Annotated in this window: 20 protein-coding genes and 1 pseudogene; 8 read left to right on the forward strand and 13 right to left on the reverse strand. The window is 63.9% G+C overall.

All coding sequences use genetic code 11. From position 1 onward, the window contains the following. Positions 1-9: 9 nt before the first annotated feature. The 4 genes and pseudogenes from BLS27_RS00755 to BLS27_RS24105 form a co-directional block, all read right to left on the reverse strand. Complete coding sequence (locus tag BLS27_RS00755; RefSeq protein WP_043211287.1) at positions 10-858, reverse strand: ABC transporter permease; 849 nt, start codon at positions 856-858, stop codon at positions 10-12. Continuing rightward, positions 855-1,868 (reverse strand): ABC transporter substrate-binding protein, encoded by a 1,014-nt coding sequence (locus BLS27_RS00760; protein WP_090342342.1) that lies wholly within the window; start codon positions 1,866-1,868, stop codon positions 855-857. Before BLS27_RS00760 ends, BLS27_RS00755 begins: the two co-directional genes overlap by 4 nt. A gap of 90 nt (positions 1,869-1,958) precedes the next feature. Continuing rightward, positions 1,959-2,714 carry a methyl-accepting chemotaxis protein gene (locus BLS27_RS24100; protein WP_371906685.1) on the reverse strand — a complete coding sequence of 252 codons (756 nt, stop codon included), beginning with the start codon at positions 2,712-2,714 and terminating at the stop codon, positions 1,959-1,961. Positions 2,715-2,816: 102 nt separating this feature from the next. Next, positions 2,817-4,103 (reverse strand): annotated as a pseudogene (locus BLS27_RS24105) (methyl-accepting chemotaxis protein); the annotation flags it as partial. Between the two features lie 265 nt (positions 4,104-4,368). Here BLS27_RS24105 and BLS27_RS00770 point away from each other — a divergent pair. Further along, a complete protein-coding gene (locus tag BLS27_RS00770; RefSeq protein WP_043211279.1) occupies positions 4,369-5,688 on the forward strand; it encodes a Na+/H+ antiporter family protein in 1,320 nt (439 codons plus the stop codon). A 73-nt stretch (positions 5,689-5,761) separates the two neighbouring features. Here BLS27_RS00770 and BLS27_RS00775 read toward each other — a convergent pair whose 3' ends face one another. The 3 genes from BLS27_RS00775 to BLS27_RS00785 form a co-directional block, all read right to left on the reverse strand. Beyond that, complete coding sequence (locus BLS27_RS00775) at positions 5,762-6,763, reverse strand: FecR family protein (protein ID WP_043211277.1); 1,002 nt, start codon at positions 6,761-6,763, stop codon at positions 5,762-5,764. A gap of 150 nt (positions 6,764-6,913) precedes the next feature. Further along, a complete protein-coding gene (locus BLS27_RS00780; RefSeq protein WP_090342347.1) occupies positions 6,914-8,683 on the reverse strand; it encodes an acyl-CoA dehydrogenase C-terminal domain-containing protein in 1,770 nt (589 codons plus the stop codon). Between the two features lie 20 nt (positions 8,684-8,703). Then, positions 8,704-10,326: an acyl-CoA synthetase gene (locus BLS27_RS00785; protein WP_043211273.1), complete on the reverse strand. Its 1,623-nt coding sequence runs from the start codon at positions 10,324-10,326 to the stop codon at positions 8,704-8,706. Positions 10,327-10,516: 190 nt separating this feature from the next. Between BLS27_RS00785 and BLS27_RS00790 the strand changes: the two genes are divergently transcribed. From BLS27_RS00790 to BLS27_RS00815, 6 genes are all read left to right on the forward strand, one after another. Further along, the gene (locus BLS27_RS00790; protein ID WP_090342350.1) at positions 10,517-11,914 is read left to right on the forward strand and encodes a sensor histidine kinase; all 1,398 of its coding nucleotides are present in this window, start codon (positions 10,517-10,519) and stop codon (positions 11,912-11,914) included. Between the two features lie 12 nt (positions 11,915-11,926). After that, positions 11,927-12,559, forward strand: a complete 633-nt coding sequence (locus BLS27_RS00795) for a response regulator transcription factor (RefSeq protein ID WP_090342354.1) — start codon at positions 11,927-11,929, stop codon at positions 12,557-12,559. Between the two features lie 98 nt (positions 12,560-12,657). Then, positions 12,658-13,131 (forward strand): MarR family winged helix-turn-helix transcriptional regulator, encoded by a 474-nt coding sequence (locus BLS27_RS00800; RefSeq protein WP_043211269.1) that lies wholly within the window; start codon positions 12,658-12,660, stop codon positions 13,129-13,131. 28 nt (positions 13,132-13,159) lie between these two features. After that, entirely contained in the window at positions 13,160-14,353 is a 1,194-nt protein-coding gene (locus tag BLS27_RS00805; protein ID WP_070574659.1) for an HlyD/EmrA/EmrK family protein, read from the forward strand. Further along, positions 14,350-15,885 carry a DHA2 family efflux MFS transporter permease subunit gene (locus tag BLS27_RS00810; protein WP_043211265.1) on the forward strand — a complete coding sequence of 512 codons (1,536 nt, stop codon included), beginning with the start codon at positions 14,350-14,352 and terminating at the stop codon, positions 15,883-15,885. The genes BLS27_RS00805 and BLS27_RS00810 overlap by 4 nt, the downstream gene beginning before the upstream one ends. Positions 15,886-16,064: 179 nt before the next feature. Then, a complete protein-coding gene (locus BLS27_RS00815; RefSeq protein WP_090342358.1) occupies positions 16,065-16,811 on the forward strand; it encodes an SDR family oxidoreductase in 747 nt (248 codons plus the stop codon). Positions 16,812-16,865: 54 nt separating this feature from the next. Here BLS27_RS00815 and mapR read toward each other — a convergent pair whose 3' ends face one another. From mapR to BLS27_RS00830, 3 genes are all read right to left on the reverse strand, one after another. Beyond that, the gene (gene mapR, locus BLS27_RS00820) at positions 16,866-18,275 is read right to left on the reverse strand and encodes a GntR family transcriptional regulator MpaR (RefSeq protein WP_090342361.1); all 1,410 of its coding nucleotides are present in this window, start codon (positions 18,273-18,275) and stop codon (positions 16,866-16,868) included. Positions 18,276-18,314: 39 nt separating this feature from the next. Then, positions 18,315-19,721 carry a cytochrome c oxidase accessory protein CcoG gene (gene ccoG, locus BLS27_RS00825; protein WP_090342365.1) on the reverse strand — a complete coding sequence of 469 codons (1,407 nt, stop codon included), beginning with the start codon at positions 19,719-19,721 and terminating at the stop codon, positions 18,315-18,317. Positions 19,722-19,840: 119 nt separating this feature from the next. Beyond that, positions 19,841-20,080: a DUF3203 family protein gene (locus tag BLS27_RS00830; protein WP_043211257.1), complete on the reverse strand. Its 240-nt coding sequence runs from the start codon at positions 20,078-20,080 to the stop codon at positions 19,841-19,843. A 157-nt stretch (positions 20,081-20,237) separates the two neighbouring features. Between BLS27_RS00830 and BLS27_RS00835 the strand changes: the two genes are divergently transcribed. After that, positions 20,238-20,768: an MgtC/SapB family protein gene (locus BLS27_RS00835; RefSeq protein ID WP_090342369.1), complete on the forward strand. Its 531-nt coding sequence runs from the start codon at positions 20,238-20,240 to the stop codon at positions 20,766-20,768. A gap of 539 nt (positions 20,769-21,307) precedes the next feature. Here BLS27_RS00835 and BLS27_RS00840 read toward each other — a convergent pair. Genes BLS27_RS00840 through BLS27_RS00850 form a run of 3 tightly spaced genes read right to left on the reverse strand, consistent with a single transcriptional unit; the run spans position 21,308 to position 23,584 of the window. Next, the gene (locus BLS27_RS00840; protein ID WP_090342373.1) at positions 21,308-22,207 is read right to left on the reverse strand and encodes a hydroxymethylglutaryl-CoA lyase; all 900 of its coding nucleotides are present in this window, start codon (positions 22,205-22,207) and stop codon (positions 21,308-21,310) included. A gap of 20 nt (positions 22,208-22,227) precedes the next feature. Beyond that, positions 22,228-22,632 carry a MerR family transcriptional regulator gene (locus BLS27_RS00845; RefSeq protein WP_043211252.1) on the reverse strand — a complete coding sequence of 135 codons (405 nt, stop codon included), beginning with the start codon at positions 22,630-22,632 and terminating at the stop codon, positions 22,228-22,230. Positions 22,633-22,687: 55 nt separating this feature from the next. Continuing rightward, entirely contained in the window at positions 22,688-23,584 is an 897-nt protein-coding gene (locus BLS27_RS00850) for a helix-turn-helix domain-containing protein (protein ID WP_090342376.1), read from the reverse strand. Positions 23,585-23,701: the final 117 nt, after the last annotated feature.

A 23,701-nucleotide genomic window follows, 5' to 3' on the forward strand; every position in this document is an offset into this window, starting at 1 on the left:
CCTCATTGCTCAACGTCGTGGTTGCCCGTAGGCCTGGCTGATGCGGTCGATGACCATGGCCAGTGCGACGATCGCAAGCCCTGCCTCAACACCTTGGCCAACATTGAGTGTCTGGATCCCGGACAGCACATCCTCGCCCAGGCCTCGGGCGCCGATCATCGAGGCTACCACCACCATCGACAGCGCCATCATCACCGACTGGTTGAGCCCGGCCATGATGCTCGGCAACGCCAGGGGCAGGGCGATGCGGCGCAGGCGTTGCCAGCGGTTGGCGCCCAGGCCGTGGGCCGCTTGCAGCAGTGATGGGTCGATCTGCGCCAGGCCCAGCTCAGTCAGGCGTACCAAGGGGGGCAGGGCGTAGACCAAGGTGGCGAACACGGCCGGGACCTTGCCCAGGCCGAACAGCATCAATACCGGGATCAGGTACACGAAGGCCGGCAAGGTCTGCATCACGTCCAGCACCGGCAGCACCAGGCGCCGTGCCAAGGGACGGGTCGCCAGGACGACCCCTAGGGGTACTCCGATCAGCACGCACAAGCCGGTACTGACCAGCACCAGCGCCAGGGTTTGCAGCAGCTTGTCCCATAACCCGATCATGCCGATCAGCGCCAGCAGGGCACTGAGCACCAGCGCGCGTGTCAGGCTGCGGCTGGCGTGCCAGGCGAGCAGGCCGACCAGCAGGAGCAGCAGCCACCAGGGCAGCAAGCGCAACAGGCTTTCCAGGCCCACCAGCAATTGCAGCAAATGGTCGGACAAGCTGCGCAGTTGATCGCCATAGCGCAGCACCAGCCAGTCGACCAGGCGGTTGACCCATTCGGCGAAGGAGAACTGCCAGGCATCGGGAAACCCTGCGCTCACAGCGCGCCCTCGACCTTGGCGGCGACCTCGGCGGGCAGCCAGGCCTTCCAGACCGCTGGATGGTCGCGCAGGAACATCAAGGCAGCCTCACGTGGTGACTGGCGGGTTTCGCTCATGTGGGCCAGGGCTTTGTTCAGGCGGTCGATGGGCAGGTCGACTTTCTCGAACACCGCCACCAGGTCTGGGTAGTGCTCGCGAAAGGGCGCCGACACACCGATCGACAATTTGGCGGGCAGCGAACGGCTGCCTTTGGGGTGTGGGTTTTTCGCGTCGGTGAGGGTTGCCCAGGCTGCGGGGTCGAACGGCGGTTCTTCGAGTCGGACCAGGTCATAGCGGCCCATCAGCGGCGTAGGGCTCCAGTAATAGAACAGCACAGGTTGGCCGCGACGGATCGCCGAGCCGATTTCCGCATCCAGGGCGGCGCCGGAGCCACTGCGGAAATTGTTGTAGAGGGTATCCAGGCCATAGGCCTTGAGCTTCTGGCTGTTGACTGTTTCGGAGGTCCAGCCGCTGGGGCTATTGAGAAAGCGGCCTTTTTCCGGTGTTTCCGGATCGCGAAACACCTGAGGGTAGCGTTTGAGGTCTTCGACGCTACGCAGATCCGGCGCCAGCGCCTTCAGGTTGCGGGCCGGGTCGCCCTTGATCACATAGGCCGGCACCCACCAGCCTTCTTCGGCATTTTTCACTGTATCGCCCAGGGCGAATACCTGGCCGGCCTGTTCGGCCTTGACCCAGGCGGGGCTGCGTCCGGCCCATTCCTCGGCGATCACCTGCAGGTCGTTGCGTGCCAAGGCCACTTCCATGCTGACGGTGCTGCCGGGGAGGGTATCGGTGGGGTAGCCGAAGCCGTGTTCGACGATCAGGCGCAGGATCTCGGTGGTCAGGGCGCCGCTTTCCCAGCCGATGGCACCGAAGTGAATCGGCGTGCGCTCCTCGGCGGCTGCGCTGTCGGTGCTGGCCAGGCCCACGGCAAGCAGCAGGCCGGCCAGCAGCGTTGGAATTCGTTTCATCAGAGCCTCGTCGGTTGCCGGTCCTTGGGTTGTGGCAAGTGTAGACGACGAGGTTGCAAGGGCCGCGCAGCGGCCCCGGCGATGCAGGATTCAGACGCGGAACTGATCCATCAGCCGCTGCTGCTGGTTGGCCAGGTCATTGAGCGACTGGCTCACCCGCGCCGACTCGTTGGCCTGGCCGGACAGCGATTCGGTGACATCGCGAATGGTCGCGACATTGTTGTTGATCTCTTCGGCCACCGCGCTTTGCTCCTCGGCGGCCGAGGCGATCTGCAGGTTCATGTCGGTGATCACCGTCACGGCCTGGCCGATGCGCTGCAGGGCCGTGACCGCCTGGCCGACCTGTTCGACGCCGCCCTGGGCCTGGCGATGGCTGTTGTCCATGGCACCGACGACCTCCTGGGTCCCGGCCTGCAGGGCTTCGATCACCTGGCGGGTTTCTTCCACCGACTCCTGGGTGCGGCGTGCCAGGTTGCGCACTTCGTCGGCGACCACAGCAAAGCCACGTCCAGCCTCGCCGGCACGGGCCGCCTCGATGGCGGCGTTGAGGGCCAGCAGGTTGGTCTGTTCGGCGATCGAACGGATCACCTCCAGCACCGAGCCGATCTTCTCGCTGTTCTGTGCAAGGCCTTGGACTTGGGCCATGGCGCCGCTCATGTCGGCGGCCAAGGCGTCGATGCTGGTGGTGGTGCGGTCGATCACCGCCAAACCTTCGCGGGTCGCCTGGTCGGCCTCGCGTGCGGCCTGGGCCGCCTGAGCCGCGCTGCGGGCGACATCCTGGGCGGTGGCGCTCATTTCGTGGGAGGCAGTGGCCACCTGGTCGACCTGGCGGTACTGCTGTTCCATGCCGGAGCTGGTTTCGGCAGCGATGGCCGCGGACTGGTCGGCGGTACCACGGGCAGCCTGGACCGACGCTTTGACGTCGGCAATGGTCGGTTGCAGCTTGTCGAGGAAACGGTTGAACCAGCCGGCCAGCTCGCCCAGTTCATCGCGTTTGTCGTAGGTCAGGCGACGGGTGAGGTCGCCTTCACCGCTGGCGATGTCCTTGAGCATGGCGGCCACGCCCAGGATCGGCCGGGTGACTCCCCGGGCCATCAGCCACACCAGCAACAGGCCGGCAATCGCCACGGCCAGGCCCAGGCCCAGCTCCAGCAAGGTGCCGCTGGTGTTGAGGCTGTCGAGTTCCTGCTTGAGCGTCTCGGCCGGGCCTGTCAGGGCGCTTTCCGGCACATCGAGCAGCACGCCCCAAGGCTTGCCGCCAGGGATCGGTTCGAACGCGGCCAGCACCTTCAGACGCTGCTCGTTGCGCAAAATCTGCAGCTTGCCTTCGGGCAGCTTGCCCACGAGGCTGGCGCCTTGGGCGGTGTCGACCTGGTCGAAGCGGTGGGCCAGTTTGCTGGCATCGGCACTGTAGCCGGCCAGCAGGCCTGCAGGGCTCAGAATGCCGACCGTGGTGCGGCCTTCATAGAGGTTGCGGCTGGCATCCTGGCTGAGGGCCTGCAGGCTGTTGAGGTTGATGTCGATGGACAAGGTGGCGATCACCTTGTTGGCGACGATCAGCGGGAACACGATGCTGGTCATCAGCACCTGCTGGCCTTCGATGGTGTAGAAGTACGGCTCGCTCACGCAGACCTTGCCGGTGCTGCGCGGGCAGACCCACCAGGTGTTGTTCGGCTCGCCGCTCGGGCCGATCTCGGTGTTGGCCATGTCCTGCTCGGGCAGGGCCATGGAGGTCAGCTGGCCGGCACGCGGTTGCGACCAGTAAAGGGCGAAGCGGCCGGTCTCGTTGCTGCCCAGTTCGGCCTGACCGGTAAACAGTTTGTCCTTGCCATCCAGCGCGTCAGGCTCGAACACCAGCGACAGGCCCAGCAGGTCGGGGTTGGCCTGAAGCGCAGCGCGCACCTGGCGGGTCATGTCTTCGCGCAGGTTGTAGGCGTCCAGGAAGCGCTTTTCGGCCTGCTCGCGCAGGAACAGCACCTGACGGGCAAACCCTGCGCCGTACTGGTAGGCATCCATGAACTGGCGGCGGATGTTCAAGGCCTGGACCTCGCCTTGCGACTCGATGCGCGCCTGGGCCGACTCGGTGAGCATCTGCATGCTGCTGGCTTTGACCAGGTCGGAGCTATGGTCCATGCGGTAAAGCGAAAGGCCGATCAGTACCGTGACGATGGTGGCCAGGCAGAGCCCGGCCAGCAGGGTGATCTTCCACTGGATGGAGAGTTGTCGCAGAGGCATTTTCGGGCGAATCCCTTGTTATAAATCGGGGGTCTGCCTCCTGTGTCGGCGCCTCCCAGGCTTTCTTTATTCAAGCGTTCAATAAAAATTCGTATTGCCTGAGCCTGTTGCGTCAGGTCCAGGCGTTGAGCGCTTTGACAAGCGACCGAGCGTGCTTCAGAGTGTGCGCCCTTCATAACAATATCCCCTGGCCCGGCCACTGCCTTGAGGCAGCCTGTCGCCGGCGCGTCCGCTTTTTGTCCGTCGTTACGAGGTAACCCACACAATGAATGCTGTCATTGCCGCGGTCGGCATCATGCTGATCCTGAGCCTGTCCCGCGTGCATGTGGTCATCGCCCTGATCATTGGCGCCCTGGCCGGTGGCCTGGTCGGAGGCCTGGGCACCGAAGGCACGCTCAAGGCTTTCAACAGTGGCCTGGGCGGTGGCGCCACGGTGGCGCTGTCTTACGCGCTGCTGGGGGCCTTCGCCGTCGCCATCGCCAAGTCCGGGCTGGCCCACGCCCTGGCCGATCGCGCCCTGGCGATGGTCGATCGCCAGGGGCACGGCAACGCGGGTGGGCTCAAGTGGCTGCTGATCGGCCTGATGCTGGTGGTGGCGATCTCGTCGCAGAACATACTGCCCATCCATATCGCCTTCATACCGCTGCTGGTGCCGCCGCTGCTCTATGTGCTGACCCGCTTGCGCATCGACCGCCGGTTGATCGCCTGTGTGATCACGTTTGGCCTGATCACTCCGTACATGTTCCTGCCGGTCGGCTTTGGCAACATCTTCCTCAACGAGATCCTGCTGGCCAACGTCAGCCGTGCAGGGGTGGACGTCAGTGGGGTGAATGTCACCCATGCCATGGCCATCCCGGCCGCCGGCATGCTGGCCGGATTGCTGCTGGCCGTGTTCTTCAGCTACCGCAAGAAGCGTGACTATGACCTGAATCGCATCGAACAGGTCGAGCAGGTCAGCGTCAGCTACAACCCCTTGACCTTGCTGGTGGCAGGCGCGGCCATCGCCGCGGCATTCATCATCCAGCTCTGGCTGGACTCGATGATCATCGGGGCGATGGTGGGCTTTTTGATTTTCTCGCTCTCGGGCATCGTGCGCTGGAAGGACACCGACGACCTGTTCACCGAAGGCATGAAGATGATGGCCATGATCGGCTTCATCATGATTGCCGCCTCGGGGTTTGCCGAGGTGATGAAGGCGACCGGTGAGGTGAAGAGCCTGGTGGAAACCTCGGCGCAGTGGATCGACCACAGCAAGGGCATCGGTGCCCTGCTCATGCTGTTGGTAGGGCTGCTGGTGACCATGGGCATCGGCTCGTCGTTTTCCACGGTGCCGATCCTGGCCGCGATCTTCGTGCCGCTGTGCGTGCAGCTGGGCTTCGACCCGGTCGCCACGGTGTGCATCGTCGGTACCGCCGGTGCGCTGGGCGATGCCGGTTCGCCCGCGTCGGACTCGACCCTGGGCCCGACCTCGGGCCTCAACGTGGATGGCCAGCATCACCATATCTGGGACACTGTGGTGCCGACCTTCATCCATTACAACCTACCGTTGCTGGCCTTTGGCTGGCTGGCGGCGATGGTGCTTTGAAGAACCCGGGCTGCCCTGCAGCCCATCGCAGGTTCGGCCCGCACCTAGAGGGCTAGGCTGGCACGCTGCGGCGTCAGCCGCGTCCAGGCGGCGGGGAAATACGATTGAGGACGGTGCTGCCGTCCTTGCTGCGGGTCAGGTAGATCGGCAGTACCTTGGGCAGATTGTCCACCAATCGCTTGACCTCATGGATGCTGTAGACGCCACTGACGCGAATGGTGCCGGTGCTCTCGTCAGCCAGTTGCAGGGGGGTGTCCAGGTAGCGGTTTATCACCGGTAGGGCCTGGGCGAGGCTCAGGTTGTCGAGAATCAACTTGCCGCTGCGCCAGGCCAGGCTGTTGCCTGAGTCGTCGCTCTGGGCGAGCGCCGGTTCGAAGTCGCCGGCGCGGTAGCTGGCCTGCATGCCGGGGCCCAGTCGGTAGCCACCATCGTTGCCGTTGCTGCTGACCAGCACAGAGCCTTCCACCAAGGTCACCTTGACCTGATCTTCATACTTCCAGACGTTGAACTGGGTGCCGGTCACCCGTGTCTGGCCGGTACCCGCCCGAACGATGAACGGGTGGGTGCTGTCGTGCGTAACCTTGAAGAACGCCTCGCCCTGGACCAGGGTGACCTGGCGCTGATCCTTGTAATTGAGGTAGCGCAGTTCGCTGTGCAGGTTGAGCTCGACAACGCTGCCGTCGCTGAGCGTGACCTGGCGCATCTGGTCGGTGCTTTGAACGTGCTGGTAACGATTGGGCAGCCAGCCTTGTTCCCAGCCGACCCAACCCGCCAGGGGCAGGGCCAGCAAGGCGATCGCCGCCGCCGAGGCCAGAGGGCGCCAGTTGCGCGCACGAGCCGGTTGACGGGCGTTGGGGTTGAAATCGACCACCGTGGTGGTGCGAGGCAGCAATTCGGCGGTCTGCCAGATCTCCAGCATCGCCTCGTATTCCTCCAGGTGCCTCGGATCGGCCGCAAGCCACCGTTTGAACGCCTCGCGCTCGGCTGGCGTGCAATCTTCGGCATGCACGCGCATGCACCAGTGCGCGGCGGCATCGGCGAGGGCATCGTCTGGGTTGAGGCGGTCTTGGTTCATCGTGGCTCCCGGTTTTGCGGCATTCTACCCTCCACAGGGGGGTGGCGAGAACCGAGATAATGGCGAATGACTATCAGTTGTGGGGTTTTTTGTCGGCATCAGCCGACTTCTCGCGCCGATAAGCAGGGGCGCGGAGCGCCCCTTGTCGGATCAGAACTGCTCAGGGGTCATGCCGTACAGACTCCCGCTGCCAGCCATGATGCTGACTTCCAAGGCCAGGCTGCGCGGCAGCAGGCGTTGGAAGAAGAACTGCGCGCACGACAGCTTGGCCCCATGGAAGGTAGGGTCTTGTTCGAGGTTGCGCAGGGACACGGCGGCCATGCGTGCCCACATGTAGGCGTAGGCGGTAAGGCCAAAGAGGTGCAGGTATTCCACGGCGGTGGCACTGACCAGATTGGCATCATTGGATGCTTGCTCGCGTAGCCAGTGGCTGGTGTGCTCCAGGCGGTCCAGGGCGTCCTGCAAGGCCTCCCGGTGCGCCGGTGCGTCGGCACAGAAGGTGCGCACTTCTGCCAGGAAACCGGCCAGCGCCTGGCCATCGTCAGCCAGCACCTTGCGCCCGAGCAGGTCGAGTGCCTGGATGCCATTGGTGCCCTCGTAAATCTGTGCGATCCGCACATCTCGCACGCGCTGTTCCTGGCCCCATTCGCGGATATAGCCATGGCCACCGAACACCTGCTGGCCCAGCACGCAGCTCTCCAGGCCGTTGTCGGTAAAGAACGCCTTGGCCACCGGCGTCAGCAGCGCCACCAGACGCACGGCCTGCTCCCGTTCGCCCGCGTCCTCGGCATAGCGGGCCAGGTCCAGTTGCTGGCCTACGTAGGTGGCGAAGGCCCGTCCGCCTTCGGTCAAGGCGCGCATGGTCAGCAACATGCGCCGTACGTCGCCGTGATGAATGATCGGGTCGGCGATCTTGTCCTTGGCCTGCGGGCCAGTGGCGGCCCGACTTTGCAGGCGGTCCTTGGCATAGCGCGCAGCGCTTTGGTACGAGGCTTCGGCGCAACCGATACCTTGGAGACCGATGGACAGGCGCTCATAGTTCATCATCGTGAACATCGCCGCCAGGCCTTTGTTCGGCTCGCCGACCAGGTAGCCGGTGGCGCCGTCGAAGTTCATCACGCAAGTCGCCGAAGCCTTGATGCCCATCTTGTGTTCGATCGAGCCGCACTGCACGGCGTTGCGCGCACCGAGCGAGCCGTCCGGGTTGACCAGGAACTTGGGCACCAGCAACAGCGAAATCCCCTTTGGACCGGCCGGCGCATCCGGCAGCCTGGCCAGTACCAGATGGATGATGTTCTCGGTCAGGTCCTGTTCGCCACCGGTGATGAAGATCTTGCTGCCGCTGACCTGGTAGGTGCCGTCGGCCTGGGGTTCGGCGCGGGTGCGGATCAGCCCCAGATCAGTTCCGGCGTGTGGCTCGGTCAGGCACATGCTGCCCGCCCATTGGCCGCTGTAAAGCGGTGGCAGGTAGATAGCCTTGAGGTCGTCACTGGCATGGGCATCGATCGCCAGGCAACTGCCGGCGCTCAGCGCCGAGTACAGGCTGAAGCTGCAATCGGCGGCGTAGAGCATCTCTTCGAACAGCACGGCGAGCATTTTCGGCATGCCCATGCCGCCATGCTCAGGGTTGCCACCCAGACCGACCCAGCCGCCTTCGCGGTAGGTCTGCCAGGCCTGGCGGAAGCCGTCAGGGGTGATCACCTGGCCGTCGTCGAAGCGTACGCCTTGCTCATCGCCGTTACGGCTGAGGGGGGCGATCAATTGGCCTGTGATCTTTGCCGCCTCTTCGAGGATGGCATCGGCGGTGTCGGCGTCGACCCGCTCGGCCAGAGCGGGCAAGCGTGCCCACAGGGCCGGAGCGTCGAAGACTTCGTGCAGGACGAAACGCATGTCGCGCAGAGGCGCGTTGTAATCAGTCATGTCGGGGCTCGCGTGGATAGTCAGAGGGCCTTGGCCCGGTCGCGCAGGACGTATTTCTGGATCTTGCCCGTGGAGGTCTTGGGCAGCTCGCCGAACACCACGGTCTTGGGCACCTTGAAACCGGCCAGGTGCTCGCGGCACCACTGGATGATGTCTGCCTCCCGGGTGCTGGCTTGCCCTGCCTTGAGGGCGACGAACGCGCAGGGTGTTTCGCCCCACTTTTCATCCGGGCGGGCCACCACGGCGGCTTCGAGCACTGCCGGATGCTTGTAGAGGGTATCTTCGACTTCGATGGTGGAGATGTTCTCGCCGCCGGAGATGATGATGTCCTTGAGCCGATCCTTGATCTCGACGTAGCCGTCGGCATGCCAGACGGCCAGGTCGCCGGTATGGAACCAGCCACCACGGAAGGCCTCGGCGGTGGCCTCGGGGTTCTTCAGATAGCCCTTCATCACCGTGTTGCCGCGCATGAAGATCTCGCCCAGGGTCGTGCCGTCCTGCGGCACCGGTTGCAGGGTCTGTGGATCGGCCACCATCAGCCCATCCAGGGTCGGATAACGCACACCTTGGCGGGATTTGATCCGAGCCCGCTGCTCCAGCGGCTGTTCATCCCACTCCTCGTGCCAGGCGCAGACGGTGACCGGGCCGTAGACCTCGGTCAGGCCATAAGTGTGGGTGACGCGGATGCCCATCTGCTCGACCGCACCGATCACCTTGGCTGGTGGCGCAGCGCCCGCGACCATTGCCTGCACCGGGTGGCCGATGGCGGCTTTGTCGGCATCGGGCACGTTCACCAGGGCGTTGAGCACGATGGGCGCGCCACACAGGTGACTGACCCGGTGCTCGCGGATCAGGTTGAGGATCTTCTGTGGATCGACCCGGCGCAGGAACACATGGGTGCCGGCCAGGGCGGTGACGGTCCAGGGGTAGCACCAGCCGTTGCAGTGGAACATCGGCAGTGTCCACAGGTACACCGGATGCTGGCCCATGGACCAGGTCATCTGGTTGCCCAGGGCGTTGAGGTAGGCGCCGCGATGGTGATACACCACGCCTTTGGGATTGCCGGTGGTGCCGGAGGTGTAGTTCAGGGAAATCGCCTGCCATTCATCATCGGGCCATTCCCAGGCGAACGCTGGATCGCCTTCGGCCAGCAGCGCCTCGTAATCCAGATCGCTGACGGCGCGGCCTTCACCGTATTCTGGATCGTCCACATCGACCACCAGGGGAGGGTGTTCGAGCAGGGCCAGGGCGCCTTCGATCACGCTGTGGAACTCGCGGTCGGTGATCAGTACCTTGGCTTCGCCGTGCTGCAGCATGAAGGCGATGGCCTCGGCGTCCAGACGCACGTTGAGGGTGTTGAGCACCGCGCCGATCATCGGCACGGCAAAGTGCGCTTCGAGCATTGCCGGAATGTTCGGCAACATCACTGCGACGGTGTCGCCCCGGCCGATACCGCGCCCGGCCAAGGCACTGGCCAGGCGTCGGCAACGGGCGTAGGTCTGGGCCCAGTCACGACGGATGGCGCCGTGGATCACCGCCGGATAGCGGCCATACACCGCGGCGGTTCGCTCGATGAAGCTCAAGGGGGTGAGGGCGACATGATTGACAGCAGTGGGCATCAGGCCCTGGGAATAGATCGACATGCGGTGGTCCTGTAAGGAGGCAGACGCAGCCTGTGCGCATGGCCCCCGGTGGCTGATTGTTAGCTCTGATCAGGGAAAGGGAGCAGGCCGATGGCTGCTGCCCCTGTCGCATTTTTACGCGAACCGCTATGGTAGCTGGAAGATCGACTATAGCAATATAGTAAAACTACTATAAGAAGAGCCTTCTACGGTGAATACGACCCTATCGCCCTTGCTGGCCAAGGACCCGCAACCGAGCCTCTTGCTGGCCCCCGACGCACGCCCGTTGGCGTTCAACTCCGCGTTCCAGACGCTGTTCGGCGAGGACACGCAGGCATTGCCCACCAATACCGCCGCGCTGGTAAAGGCATGTCTGCGTCAACGCCGTGCCATCGTCGAAGTGGAGGCCGAGGTTGGGGAGCGCATCCTGCTTTGGACGTTCATTCCCGATGACAACGGCCAGCAGGTCGTGGCCCGCTGCCGCGACGCCAGTGATGAACGTCGCGAGGCGCGCGAAGCCAGCCGTGCCCGGCGTCTGTACCGACTGATCACTGAAAACACCACCGACTTGATTTCCCGGCACAGCCCGGACGGGCGTTTTCTCGATGCCACGCCGGCGGCGTTCCGCTTGCTCGGCCTGTGGCCTGAACAACTGCGCGGCAGCGCCGTGCACACTTTGCTGCACCCCAGCGAGCGGCGTCAGGTGCTGCTGCAGGCCGGCGCGGCGCTGGAAGTGGAGGGCTACCACACCCTGACCTGTCGGGTGCGCCATGCCGATGGCCGTTACCGCTGGTTCGAGATTGCCTGTCGGGCGATCCGCGAGACCTATACCGGCACGGTGGTGGAAATCGTCGCCGTCTCGCGCGACATCACGTTGCGCATCGAAGCCCAGGAGACCCTGGCCCACAGCGCCCGCGTCGCCACCTTGGGCGAGCTCGCCTCGGGCATTGCCCATGAGATCAACCAGCCGCTGGCAGCGGTGCTCAATTACAGCAACGCCAGCCTGCGTTACCTGCACAACCTCGACCATGACCCCCAGGCCCGCGAACGCATCGCTCAGGGCTTGCAACGTATCAACGCCCAGGCCAACCATGCCGCGCAGGTGATCCGTCGCCTACGGGCCTTCCTGCGCAAGGGGCCGCGTCATCTCCAGGCGCTGGATATCGCCGATGTGGTGGGTGAGGCGTTGCGTCTGTGCGCCTGGGAGGCCGGGCAGGCCCAGGTGCGCATCGAACAGCGCCTGGGCCCGCAGTTGCCCAAGGTGTACGCGGACCGGGTATTGCTCGAGCAGGTGCTGCTCAATCTGCTGCGCAATGCTATCGACGCCAACCGCGAGCAGCACGGGACGCAGGCCTCGCGTATCCTGCTCATCGCCAAGGCCGTGGACGACGGGCTGCTGGTGGAGGTCTGCGATCAGGGCCCGGGCGTGGCAGTGGAACGCCTGGATGAGATCTTCACGCCGTTCACCACGACCAAGGCCGATGGCCTGGGATTGGGGTTGAGCATGAGCCGGAGCATTGTCGAGGGCTTTGGTGGCAGCCTACAGGCGCGGCCGGGCGAGGCGGGTGGCTTGGTGCTGTGCTGTCGTCTGCCGGCGAACAACGGATAAGGAGAGGGGCCAGTGGTGCAAGCGAAGGTGTATGTGGTCGATGACGACCAGGGCATGCTCGACTCGACGGTCTGGTTGCTGGAGTCGGTAGGCCTGCGCGCGCTGCCGTTCACAGGGGGGCAGGCGTTTCTCGATGTCTGCGATGACCGCGAGCCGGCCTGCGTGCTTTTGGATGTGCGCATGCCAGGCCTGGGCGGGCTGGCGGTACAGGCGGCGCTACGTGAGCGCGGGCTCGACATCCCGGTGATCTTCGTCAGCGGCCACGCCGATGTGCCCATCGTGGTACGGGCCTTCAAGGCCGGTGCCTGCGACTTCATCGAAAAACCCTACAACGACCAATTGCTGCTCGACAGCGTGCAAGCCGCCCTGGACCAGGTCCGTCGCCGACAGCAGGGCAGCGAAGCCCTGGCCGCCGTGCAGGCGCGGATCGACGGGCTCACGCCCCGTGAGCGCGACGTGTTCATTCCCTTGGCCCAAGGGCTGAGCAACCGGGAAATCGCCGAGCAATTGAGCGTCAGCGTCAAGACCGTCGACCTGTATCGAGGGCGGGTGATGAAGCGCCTGCAGGCTGCGAGCCTTCCTGAGCTGGTGGGCATGGCCATCGCTTGTGGGCAGGTCGCGGCGCTGGGATTACAGGAGTCCTGAGGGCTTCTGTACGAAAATTTACATAGCAGGCTATTTAAGGCTTTGACATTCACTGCCTAGGCAGTAATATTTTTAAACAATTGCCTGAGCAGCCTGTCATGTCCCATTTCTCTCCGGAAAACTTCCAGACCTGCACCATCGGCCTGCTGCTTGGCCGCGCCGCGCTCCTGAAGGACCGCATCCTCGACTCTCACCTGGAAGCCGACGGCGTCACTGCCGCCCAGTTCAAGGTGCTGATCATTGTCACCCAGTACCAAGTGGACACGCCGGCCGAGCTGTGTCGCTACCTGGGCCTGGACAGCGGCTCGATGACCCGCATGCTCGATCGCCTCGAGCAGAAGGAGCTGATCGTGCGTAACCGCTGCCCAGAAGACCGTCGCCAGGTGCGCCTGGCGTTGACTGCCGAGGGTCAGCGCCTAGCCGACCGGCTGCCGGAGATCGGCGCGGCGGCGATGAACGAGCTGGTCGGTGTGCTCGAGCCCGAAGAGCTCAAGGCCCTTGAAGGCTTGCTTGCCAAGGTGCTGATCAGCGCCGGCGACCCCCTGACGATCAGCCGTTTCGCCGATCGTTGATCCCTCACGACTCATCCAAGGTATTGTCATGGCCACTTCCGCTGACACCTCCACCCCAGCACCTGCGCCGGACAACACAGGCAAGCGCAAGGCCTGGTTGCTTGGCTTGCTGCTGGTGCTGATCCTTGCCGGTGCCGCCGCCTGGGGCTGGTACACCCTGGTCGGGCGCTGGCATGAAAGCACCGACGACGCCTACGTCAATGGCAACGTGGTGGAAATCACGCCGCTGGTGACTGGTACCGTCACCAGCATCGGTGCCGATGATGGCGACTTGGTGCACGAAGGCCAGGTCCTGCTGCGCTTCGACCCGGCCGACAGCGAGGTCGCCTTGCAGGCCGCCGAGGCCAAGCTGGCGCGCACTGTGCGTCAGGTCCGGGGCCTGTACAGCAACGTCGATGCGCTCAAGGCGCAATTGCAGACGCGTCAGGCTGAGCTGCAGAAAGCCCAGGACAATTACAACCGGCGCAAGGTGCTGGCAGATAGTGGGGCAATCGCCGCTGAGGAAATCTCCCACGCTCGCGACGACTTGACCGTCGCCCAGAGCGCCCTGAACAGCGCCCGCCAGCAACTGAACACCAGCACTGCACTGGTCGACGACACCGTAGTCTCCTCGCATCCCGAGGTAATGGCTGCCGCCGCCGACCTGCGCCAGGCCTACCTCGACAATGCCCGCACCACATTGGTAGCACCGGTCACCGGCTACGTGGCCAAGCGTACCGTGCAACTGGGCCAGCGCCTGCAGCCGGGTGTCGCGACCATGGCGGTGATCCCGCTGGACCAGGTCTGGATCGATGCCAACTTCAAGGAAACCCAACTGCGCGACATGCGCATCGGTCAGCCGGTGGAAATTTCTGCCGATCTTTATGGCAGCGACGTGAAATACAGCGGTACCGTGGACAGCCTGGGCGCCGGTACCGGCAGCGCCTTTGCGCTGTTGCCGGCGCAGAACGCCACCGGCAACTGGATCAAGATCGTGCAACGGGTACCGGTGCGTATTCACCTGAACCCCGAACAGCTCAAGGACCACCCCCTGCGTATTGGCCTGTCCACCGTTGTCGAGGTCGATCTGCATGACCAGAGCGGCCCGGCGCTGGCCCAGCAGCCGCCACAGCAAGCCAGCTACACCACCCAGGTGTACGATCGCCAGTTGGTCGAAGCCGACAACCTGATCGCCCGGCTGATCCACGAGAACAGCGCCACCGGCAAGACGGCCCAGCGATGAGCAAGGACGCGCCCGCGCAGTTCACTCCGCCGAGCCTGCTGCTGACGACCATCGGCCTGTCGCTGGCGACTTTCATGCAGGTGCTCGACACCACCATCGCCAACGTGGCCCTGCCGACCATCTCCGGCAACCTGGGGGTGAGCTACGAGCAGGGCACCTGGGTGATCACCTCGTTCGCGGTGAGCAATGCCATCGCCTTGCCGCTGACGGGCTGGCTGAGCCGGCGCTTCGGCGAGGTGAAGCTATTCCTGTGGGCCACATTGCTGTTCGTGCTGGCCTCGTTCCTGTGCGGCATCGCCCAGTCGATGCCGGAACTGGTGGCCTTCCGCGTGCTGCAGGGTGTGGTCGCCGGGCCGCTGTACCCGATGACCCAGACCCTGCTGATCGCCGTGTACCCGCCCGCTAAAAGGGGCATGGCGCTGGCCTTGCTGGCCATGGTCACGGTGGTGGCGCCGATTGCCGGGCCGATTCTCGGTGGCTGGATCACCGACAGCTACAGCTGGCCCTGGATCTTCTTCATCAACGTCCCCATCGGCCTGTTCGCCGCGGCCGTGGTGCGCCAGCAGATGCGCGCGCGACCCGTGGTCACCAGCCGTCAGCCGATGGACTATATCGGCCTGCTGACGCTGATCATCGGCGTGGGCGCGTTGCAGGTGGTGCTGGACAAAGGCAACGACCTGGATTGGTTCGAATCCTCGTTCATCGTCATCGGCAGCCTGATTTCGGTGGTATTTCTGGCGGTCTTCATCATCTGGGAACTCACCGATCGTCATCCGGTGGTCAACCTGCGTTTGTTCGTGCACCGCAATTTCCGTGTCGGCACCTTGGTGATGGTGCTTGGCTATGCGGGCTTCTTCGGCATCAACCTGATCCTGCCGCAATGGTTGCAGACCCAGATGGGTTACACCGCCACCTGGGCGGGCTTGGCAGTGGCGCCGATCGGCCTGCTGCCTGTGGTCCTGTCGCCATTCGTGGGCAAGTATGCGCACCGGGTCGATCTGCGTTTGCTGGCGGGGTTGGCGTTCCTGGCGATCGGCGCCAGCTGCTACATGCGCGCCGGCTTCACCAGCGAGGTGGACTTCCAGCACGTGGCACTGGTGCAACTGTTCATGGGCATCGGCGTGGCGCTGTTCTTCATGCCGACCTTGAGCATCCTGCTGTCGGACCTGCCGCCTCACCAGATCGCCGATGGCTCGGGGCTGGCGACCTTCCTGCGCACCCTCGGAGGCAGCTTCGCCGCCTCGCTGACCACCTGGATCTGGATTCGCCGCGCCGACCAGCACCACGCGTACCTGAGCGAGCACATCAGTCAGTACGATCCTTCCACCCAGCACATGCTGGAGCAGTTGGGCGGGGCCAACCCGCAGAGCTATGCGCAGCTGGAGCGGATCCTCAACGGCCAGGCCTACATGATGTCGACGGTGGATTACTTCACCTTGATGACCTGGGTGTTCGCAGGGCTGATCCTGCTGGTATGGCTCGCACGGCCGCCGTTCACCGCCAAGGCGGGGCCAGCGTCGGCCGGACACTGATGCAACGGCTTCTTCGCGGATGAGCCCACTCGCGCCTGGCCCGGGTTGCTCCTTGTGACAGCGGACTCGCCCGCAAAGGGGCTCTGCACGCGTGCGACCGCTAACGTTCAGGCGGGCATTCACAACCCTCTGCATTTCTTCTATTGTCGAACGTTCATTTCCAGGCAATTGGCAGATTCATGGAGAACGTCATCGTCATCACCGGTGCCAGCCGTGGCATCGGCGCCGCCACCGCCTTGCTGGCGGCGCAGCAGGGTTATCGCATCTGCATCAACTACCACGCCGACGACCAGGCCGCCGAACAGGTGCTGGCCCAGGTGCGTGCGCTCGGGGCCACGGCCATCGCCGTGCGAGCCGATGCCAGTGTCGAAGATGAAGTGGCGCAGCTGTTCCATCGCGTCGACCAGGAGCTTGGTCCGGTTACCGCTCTGGTCAACAACGCCGGCACCATCGGCCAGCAGAGTCGGGTGGAGGAGATGTCTGAGTTCCGCCTGCTCAAGGTGATGAAGACCAACGTGGTCGGCCCAATGCTGTGCGCTAAGCACGCATTGCTGCGCATGGCCCGCCGTCATGGTGGGCAGGGCGGGGCGATCGTCAATGTATCGTCCGTGGCGGCGCGCCTTGGCGCTCCCCACGAATATGTCGACTACGCCGCCTCCAAGGGTGCGCTGGACACCTTCACCGTCGGCCTGGCCAAGGAAGTGGCAGGCGAGGGCGTGCGGGTCAATGGCGTACGGCCTGGCTACATCCACACAGGTTTCCATGCGTTGAGTGGCGATCCGGAGCGGGTATCCAAACTCGAACCGGGTTTGCCCATGGGGCGTGGAGGACGGCCGGAGGAAGTGGCCGAGGCGATCCTGTGGCTGCTATCGGACAAAGCGTCCTATTCGACAGGTAGTTTCATTGACCTGGGTGGTGGGCGCTAAGTAGCTGGGGGAGCGCGCACCGCGGTGGGCTGCGAAGCAGACCCTGCTGCGCGATCAGAACGACCTCACGATCCGCCCCAACGTCTCCATGGCCTGCTCGGCACCCTCATTCCAAGGGCTGCCGTAGTTCAGGCGGATGCAGTTACCAAAGCGCCGCGTGGGCGAGAAGATTGGCCCCGGGGCGATGCTGATGCCCTGGGCCAGGGCCATGTGGAACAACTTGAGCGCATCCATCTGCTCCGGCAGTTCAAGCCACAGGAAGTAACCACCGCTGGGGTGGCTGACCCGGGTCTGCGCCGGGAAATGCCGGGCGATGGCGGCCAGCATGCTCAACTGCTGGCCTTCCAGGGCATAGCGCAGCTTGCGCAGGTGGCGGTCGTAGCCGCCGTGTTGCAGGTAGTCGGCGATCGCAGCCTGGGCGGGCATCGAGGCGCACAGCGAGGTCATCAGCTTGAGCCGCTCGATCTTCTGGGCAAAGCGCCCGGCAGCCACCCAGCCAATGCGATAGCCCGGTGCCAGGCTCTTGGCGAAGGAACCGCAGTGCATCACCAGGCCCTCGGTGTCGAAGGCCTTGGCCGGCTTGGGCGCTTGCTGGGCATAGTAGAGCTCGGCGTAGACATCGTCTTCGATCAGCGGCACCTGGTGGCGGCGCAGCAGCTCCACCAACGCCTGCTTCTTCGCCTCAGGCATGCTTGCGCCCACCGGATTCTGGAAGTTGGTCATGCACCAGACGGCTTTTACCGGGTGTTTCTCCAAGGTTTGCGCCAGTACGGCCAGGTCCATGCCTTCACGTGGATGCACCGGGATTTCCACGGCCTTGAGCTTCAGGCGCTCGAGCACCTGCAGGCAGGCATAGAAGGCCGGGGCTTCGATTGCGACCAGATCGCCAGGTTCGGTGACCGCCTGCAGGCACAGATTGAGCGCCTCCAGGGCGCCGTTGGTGATTAGCAGCTCCTCCATGGGCAGCATCAGCCCACCGACCATGTAGCGCAGGGCGATCTGCCTGCGCAGTTGCGGATTGCCCGGCGACAGGTCGGTGACCACCATGCGCGGGTCCATGGCTCGGCTGGCGCTCGCCAGCGAGCGCGACAGACGCTGGAGGGGGAAGAGTTCCGGGCTGGGGAAGGCCGAGCCGAACGGCACGGTATGCGGATCCTTGATCGAGTCGAGGATGGAGAACACCAGCGCGCTGACGTCCACCTGGGTGGATTCGCTGACCGGTGCCAAGGCCTGGGGTTCGCTGAACGGCCGGGGTGCGTGGGCATTGACGAAGTAGCCTGAGCGCGGCCGGGCGCGAATCAGGCCACGGCGCTCGAGCAAGTAGTAAGCCTGAAACACCGTGGACGGGCTGACGCCGTGGGTCTGGCTGGCGTAGCGCACCGAAGGTACACGTTGGCCGGGCCCCAGGACGCCGGAGCGGATCAGTTCGGCAATGTCGTCAGCGAATCGTTCGTAGCGTTTCATCGTGGCTCGGCAGTCAAGGTGACAAGTCAGTGTAAGGGATCAACGGTTCAGTGGCGCGACGAAGCGGCTGTCGGCGCGGCTGTAGATCGTCGGCTCATCGCTGTCGCGGACTTCGAAGGTGATCTGCTGGGCACTGTTGGTGGGGCGGTCGGCCAGCAATGCGACCGATACCGGCAGCTCGCTCATTTCTCCGGCGGGAATGACGAAGGCCGTCTTGCCGTTCAGCGCGAAGCCCTCGGCGTCCACCAGACGCAGTTCGTAGCGCTGGGGAGACTGGGTCTTGTTGATGACCTTGAGCAAGTAGATGTTCTCGATCTGGCCTTGAGCGTTCTCGCGGAACAGGCCGCGGTCCTTGATCACATCCAGCGACACCATCGGGCGCAGGTCCAGGGCCACCACCAAGGCACCGACCATCAGCACCAGGGCACTGGCGTAGCCTAGCAGGCGTGGGCGCAGCCAGTGCGTCTTGCCGCCTTGCAAGGTGTGTTCGGACTTGTAGCCGATCAGGCCACGGGCATAGCCCATCTTATCCATCACGTTGTCGCAGGCGTCGATGCAGGCGGCGCAGCCAATGCAGGCCATCTGCAGGCCGTCGCGGATATCGATGCCGGTGGGGCACACCTGCACGCACAGGGTACAGTCGATGCAATCGCCCAGGTTCTGCGCGCGCGGGTCGCTGCCTTTCTTGCGCGGGCCACGGGCCTCGCCGCGGCGAGGGTCGTAAGCCACCGCCAGGGTGTCCTTGTCGAACATCACGCTCTGAAAACGTGCGTAGGGGCACATGTGCATGCATACCGCTTCGCGCAGCCAGCCGGCGTTGAGGTAGGTGGCGGCGGTGAAGAACACCACCCAGAACAGCGCCACGCCGCCCAACTGCAAGGTGAACAGCGCCTCGGCCAAGGGGCGGATGGGCGTGAAGTACCCCACGAAGGTCAGCCCTGTGAGCACTCCGATGGCCAACCACAGGCTGTGCTTTAGGGTGCGGCGCGCAAGCTTTTCAAGGGTCCAGGGGGCTGCGGCGAGCTTGATACGCTGGTTGCGGTCACCTTCGCTGACCTTCTCGCACCACATGAACAGCCAGGTCCATACACTCTGCGGGCAACTGTAGCCGCACCAGACACGGCCCGCGAACACCGTGATGGCAAACAGCCCGAAGGCGCAGATGATCAAAAGCGCCGACAGCAGGATGAAGTCCTGAGGCCAGAAGGTGGCGCCGAAGATATGGAATTTGCTTTCGGCAAGGTCCCAGAGCACAGCCTGGCGGCCGTTCCAGTCCAGCCAGGCGGTGCCGAAGAACAGCACGAACAGCGCACCGGCAAAGCCAATGCGCAGGTTGCGGTACAGGCCGGTGAAACTGCGTGTATGGATGCCGCTGTCGCCCAGGCGCTTGCGCGGGCTGGCGGGCGCGTCAACGTCGATCACGCGGTACGGGATTCTATCGCTCATGGCTTGTGCTCTTGAGTCTCGATCAGGCCCGTTCACTATGGGGCGCGATCTGTTTCCAGCACAGACTCAGGTGGCGCGATAAAAACCGTATCAGATGAACCGCTGGTACCTCGCAGGCCTCAGATCACGGAGCCTGGCGTGCTTGCCTTCAGATGCCTGCGGCTATCCACCGCACCGGCCACGGTGAGCGCGTCGGCCTCGGCTTCGGTGATGGGGACGCGCTGGTTGGCGAGCAGGGCCACCGACATGCGCAACTGCTCATCCGTGACGATCTCGATGTCCGGCCCTTCGGCCTCGAGGCGTAGGTCTTCGCCGATCAACGTACAGCGGCGGGTGCTTTCGTCGATTTCTACGGGCATGGCGATGTCCTCTTGGTTGGCGGTCTGCAGTTGTGACCGCGCCAAACAGGTGGTTGCTGCATCGCTGCGCTCAGTGGATTCGGTTGCACTCCCGGCAAGCCCAACGGTCCATCCCTTGAGAGGTACGAGCGTCGCTCCCACGACCTGGAGGTCTGACATGCACCCTTGGTGGCACACGGCATGGCTGGCCATACAAGCCGAGTTCGCCGACATCGCCGACCTGCGCGAGGTCACCCAGATCCTGGTGCGCTTGTTGATGGCCGCCGTGCTGGGCGCGGTGCTGGGCTTCGAGCGCGAGCACAAGGGCAAGTCCGCGGGCGTGCGCACGCACATGTTAGTGTGCCTGGGGGCGGCGCTGTTCGTCCTGGCGCCGAGCATGGCCGGCGCTGACGAGCAGGCGCTCAGCCGAGTGGTCCAGGGGATCGTCGCGGGGATCGGTTTTCTGGGCGCCGGGACGATTCTCAAAGGGAACGGCCAGGAGACCAGCCATGTGAAAGGCCTGACCACCGCCGCCGGATTGTGGATGACCGCCGCCATCGGCACGGCCGCGGGTGTGGGGCGTGAGGCCACTGCCGTGATCAGCACGGTGCTGGCGCTGCTGGTGCTGGGCAGCATGCCGCTGCTGGTGGAGAAGCTTGAAGGCGAGGATGAAGGGAAGCAGGAGGAGGAGCGTGACAGGAAGCACTGAGGGGAGCCGAAGCTCCCCTCAAAGCGTTGTTGCCTGCTCTTTTTTTTATTATTGGAGACTGGCCTGTTGTTGTTTTTGTCAGCCATTGCCTCGGTAGTGCGGGTGGCCCCCACTCGGGGCACAAGAGCAAACGTATTTTTTTGAGCGCTGACCTGCTTTCATCATTGCTGATCCGATGCTGACTGCCGCTACCTTGCAGGTAGTTTTATTGTTCTGTGTCAGACCGCGAGGGCGAACCCTCTGAAAAGCGTGCCTACTCCAAAAAAATCTGCTTGCTACGCCTCTGCCGTGTTGTTCTTGTTATGTCAGAGCCGTTACCTATTGTTTTTATTGGGTGTCACGTTGTTGTTCTTGTTATGCCAGAGATAAAGCAGATGCCATGCCAACTTTTTAAAATCCTTTAAAATCAATGCCTTGTCTGAATTCGCAGAAGCCGGGCCACCTGAAAATCTGTCGATTTGTTTCCCTGTTACCCGATTTTTTGCTGGCAAACGGGGGTGAGGTAACACTCACCCACACACATGTGACACCCGTATGACTTATTGAGCGCTACGCGCCCGTGCAACCCGCGACCCCGTGACGCGGCCCAGCACCGAACTGATGCGCTGGCCGGCCGCGATCAGGCGCTCCAGGTCGATGCCGGTGTCGATTCCCAGGCCTTGCATGAGGTACACAACATCCTCGGTGGCAACGTTGCCGGTCGCGCCCTTGGCGTACGGACAGCCGCCCAGGCCCGCCACGGAACTGTCGAAGACCTGGATGCCTTCGAGCAGACTGGCATAGACATTGGCCAGGGCCTGGCCGTAGGTGTCATGGAAATGCCCGGCCAATTGCCCACGTGGCACCTGGGCCGAGACCACCTCGAACAACCGGCGTGTTTCGCCAGCGGTACCGGTGCCGATGGTGTCGCCCAAAGACACTTCGTAGCAGCCCATCTCATGCAGTGCCCGCGCCACCGGCGCGACCTGCTCGGCGCTGACCTTGCCTTCGTAAGGGCAGCCCAGCACGCACGACACATAACCGCGCACGCGCACGCCATGGCTGCGCGCCGCCTCCATGATCGGCTCGAAGCGCTTGAGGCTCTCGCTGATCGAGCAATTGATGTTGCGCTGTGAGAAGGCCTCGGATGCGGCGGCGAATACCGCCACTTCTTTCACCCCAGCTGCCAGGGCGTCTTCGAAACCGCGCAAGTTGGGCGCCAGGGCGGCGTAGGTCACGCCTGGGCGTTGCTTGATGGCGGCGAACACCTCGGCTGAGCCGGCCATCTGCGGTACCCATTTGGGCGAGACGAAGCTGCCCACCTCGATATAGGACAACCCGGCCTCGGTGAGCTCGTCCACCAGGCGCACTTTGTCCGCGACGCTGATGGGCTGGGCTTCGTTCTGCAGGCCGTCGCGCGGGCCGACTTCGACCAGGCGGACTTTCTCGGGCAATGACATGGCGGGGTTCCTGTGTCAGGTCAACGGTTATTGTGATTGTGCTGGTTGAGGGTGGCGGCCAGGGCCTGCTCGCAGCGTTCCTGGGCAGTGTCCAGCTCCAGGTGCATTTGCTGGATATCGAGCATCTGCTGTTCCAACTGAGCGCGGCGCTCGGCGATCTTGGCCAGCATGCTGTTGAGCTGCTTGAGATTGCCGCTGGTAGGGTCATACAGCTCGATCAGCTCCCGGCATTCGGCCAGGGAGAAACCGATGCGCTTGCCGCGCAGGATCAGCTTCAAGGTGACCTTGTCGCGCGCCGAATAGATGCGCTCCAGGCCTCGACGTTCGGGGCTCAGCAGGCCTTGCTCCTCATAGAAGCGAATCGCGCGGGTGGTGATGTCCAGCTCGCGGGACAGGTCGGAGATGCTGTAGGTCTGGCTGCTCATGCTTGGGCTCGGAAGAGGTGATAGCCGCTAACCTAAAGGCTGCTTGACGTAAACGTCAAGCAGGCGCTGCTGGCCCCTGGGATTGGGCCGATCGCCGGAAGCCATTTGGCGTCTGGCCGGACAGGCGCTTGAAGAACCGGGCGAAGTAGGTCGGGTCGGTGAAGCCCAGGCGGTCTGACAGCTGGCCGATGCTCATGCGCGTGTACACCAGGTTGCGTCGTGCTTCCAGCAACAGGCGCTGGTGAACGACTTGCAGAGCGGTCTGCCCGGCCAGGTCCCGGCACAGCTGGTTGAGACGCAGGCTGGAAATACCCAGCTTCGCCGCGAAGTCTTCGACCGACAGGTGCTCGCGGTAATGGGCTTCCACCAAGCGCAGGTATCGGCTTAGCAATTGCCGGTCGCGTTCATCTCGGTTGCGCGGGGCCTGGCCCAGTTGTTGGCGACGGCTGATCCACACCATCAGTGCGGTGAGCAGCGCCTGCAGCATGGCGGCCCGCCCTGGCGCGTGGCCCTGGTATTCCTGTTGCAGCGTGTCGATCAGACCGTGCAGGCGGATACGGTCCTTGCCCAGCGGGTAGCAACCCACCGACGTCAGCACTGCCAGGGGTGCGCCGAGGCGCTGCTCCAGATCGGCCACCAGGGCGGTGCCGAACGTCAGCACGTGGCCCTGGATGTCGGCGCTGAAACGAAACCCATGCACGGTCAGCGGAGGGACCACCTGAATCGCCGCTTCGTGGATTTCGCTGCGCTGGCCTTCGATCTGTACCTGCGCCCGGCCCCTTTGCACGTAAAGCAGCTGGAACAGCTCGGCATGGCGATGGGGCTTGATTTCCCAGTGGTGCAAACGGCTGCGCGCAGGGATCGACTCGCAATGCAGCAAGTCGGCACCGGGCCAGGCCTGGTTTTCGCCGTAGAGCTGGAACAGTGGCACTCCGGGAAGTCGGGTGGTCATGGCATGTCTGTCCGTTAATCGAACGAAATTTGCAAAAGTGCAGTTAATGCACGGGATTTCACACTTTTTGCCCTGCAGTGGCCAGTAAAAATGCAGGTGCAAACCCAAATCTGCAGA

This window comes from Pseudomonas guariconensis (genome assembly GCF_900102675.1).
Lineage (GTDB): Bacteria > Pseudomonadota > Gammaproteobacteria > Pseudomonadales > Pseudomonadaceae > Aquipseudomonas > Aquipseudomonas guariconensis.

Excerpts from the sequence above, each read along its gene's own strand:
- BLS27_RS00760 (WP_090342342.1), bottom strand. The coding sequence starts at position 1,868 with ATGAAACGAATTCCAACGCTGCTGGCCGGCCTGCTGCTTGCCGTGGGC.
- BLS27_RS24100 (WP_371906685.1), bottom strand. The coding sequence starts at position 2,714 with ATGGAACAGCAGTACCGCCAGGTCGACCAGGTGGCCACTGCCTCCCAC.
- BLS27_RS00770 (WP_043211279.1), top strand. The coding sequence starts at position 4,369 with ATGAATGCTGTCATTGCCGCGGTCGGCATCATGCTGATCCTGAGCCTG.
- BLS27_RS00775 (WP_043211277.1), bottom strand. The coding sequence starts at position 6,763 with ATGAACCAAGACCGCCTCAACCCAGACGATGCCCTCGCCGATGCCGCC.
- BLS27_RS00780 (WP_090342347.1), bottom strand. The coding sequence starts at position 8,683 with ATGACTGATTACAACGCGCCTCTGCGCGACATGCGTTTCGTCCTGCAC.
- BLS27_RS00785 (WP_043211273.1), bottom strand. The coding sequence starts at position 10,326 with ATGTCGATCTATTCCCAGGGCCTGATGCCCACTGCTGTCAATCATGTC.
- BLS27_RS00800 (WP_043211269.1), top strand. The coding sequence starts at position 12,658 with ATGTCCCATTTCTCTCCGGAAAACTTCCAGACCTGCACCATCGGCCTG.
- BLS27_RS00805 (WP_070574659.1), top strand. The coding sequence starts at position 13,160 with ATGGCCACTTCCGCTGACACCTCCACCCCAGCACCTGCGCCGGACAAC.
- BLS27_RS00810 (WP_043211265.1), top strand. The coding sequence starts at position 14,350 with ATGAGCAAGGACGCGCCCGCGCAGTTCACTCCGCCGAGCCTGCTGCTG.
- BLS27_RS00815 (WP_090342358.1), top strand. The coding sequence starts at position 16,065 with ATGGAGAACGTCATCGTCATCACCGGTGCCAGCCGTGGCATCGGCGCC.
- mapR (WP_090342361.1), bottom strand. The coding sequence starts at position 18,275 with ATGAAACGCTACGAACGATTCGCTGACGACATTGCCGAACTGATCCGC.
- ccoG (WP_090342365.1), bottom strand. The coding sequence starts at position 19,721 with ATGAGCGATAGAATCCCGTACCGCGTGATCGACGTTGACGCGCCCGCC.
- BLS27_RS00830 (WP_043211257.1), bottom strand. The coding sequence starts at position 20,080 with ATGCCCGTAGAAATCGACGAAAGCACCCGCCGCTGTACGTTGATCGGC.
- BLS27_RS00835 (WP_090342369.1), top strand. The coding sequence starts at position 20,238 with ATGCACCCTTGGTGGCACACGGCATGGCTGGCCATACAAGCCGAGTTC.
- BLS27_RS00840 (WP_090342373.1), bottom strand. The coding sequence starts at position 22,207 with ATGTCATTGCCCGAGAAAGTCCGCCTGGTCGAAGTCGGCCCGCGCGAC.
- BLS27_RS00845 (WP_043211252.1), bottom strand. The coding sequence starts at position 22,632 with ATGAGCAGCCAGACCTACAGCATCTCCGACCTGTCCCGCGAGCTGGAC.
- BLS27_RS00850 (WP_090342376.1), bottom strand. The coding sequence starts at position 23,584 with ATGACCACCCGACTTCCCGGAGTGCCACTGTTCCAGCTCTACGGCGAA.